General features: G+C 31.5%; 1 protein-coding gene. It reads right to left on the bottom strand.

Annotated features, from left to right (window positions below; translation table 11 throughout):
• The coding region (locus IAI56_RS15860) for an IS1595 family transposase (RefSeq protein ID WP_187658777.1) at positions 1–723 on the bottom strand (723 nt) is incomplete at its 3' end.
• Positions 724–747 lie beyond the last annotated feature (24 nt).

Raw genomic sequence — 747 nt, 5'->3', positions numbered from 1 at the left:
TTCTGTTGTTGTTTCTTTATTGGATTTCTCTGTTATGTGTATTTCAACCAAGTCTGCAATGTCAATATATGATGTGCTTTTGTCTGAAAAAAGAATACTTTTCTCTGAAATAGATTCTTTAATGGTTTCATTTATTTGTTCAGAAGTATGATCTGTTAATACTTTAGCTTTAAAATATCTACATTGATTTGATTTCTTTCCTGTTTCAATATCTTCTAAAATTGTTGATTCAGCCATAATTGCTGTGTTCATTTTTCCTACTGCGCCACGACCACGAATACCTTTTTCTTGTTCTATTTCTGATGATTCAACAGTAAAATAACCTTCGTCAAATTCAATCATTCCCTCTAAAGTATAACGGGCATCTCTATTTCCCATTGCTTTTCGTAGCTTATGCACCATTGCCCAAACTGGTTCATATCGTTTCAATCCAAGTTGCTTCTGAATTTCTTTACTCGAAAACCCTTTTTTGGTAGCAGTCATTAAAAACATAGTTTTGTACCAAACCAAAAATGATAAATTGGAACTTTGCATTATTGTTCCACTTCGCAAAGAAATTCTGCTTCTACATTTTTTACATTCGTAGCTCCAAACACTTTTTATCCAAAAATGTTCTTTACTGCCACACTTGCATTGAACCCCTTGCTTATCTCTTTCTTCTTTAAAATGAAGTCTACATGATTCTTCACTAGTAAAATTTGCTGTAAAACTGAATAAATTCATTGCTTTTTTTATCAAAAATAATAC

It is taken from the genome of Flavobacterium macrobrachii, from assembly GCF_014486675.1.
GTDB lineage: Bacteria > Bacteroidota > Bacteroidia > Flavobacteriales > Flavobacteriaceae > Flavobacterium > Flavobacterium macrobrachii.
Note: the sequence above shows the minus strand (reverse complement) of the source record. Positions and strands in the feature narration are given on the sequence as shown.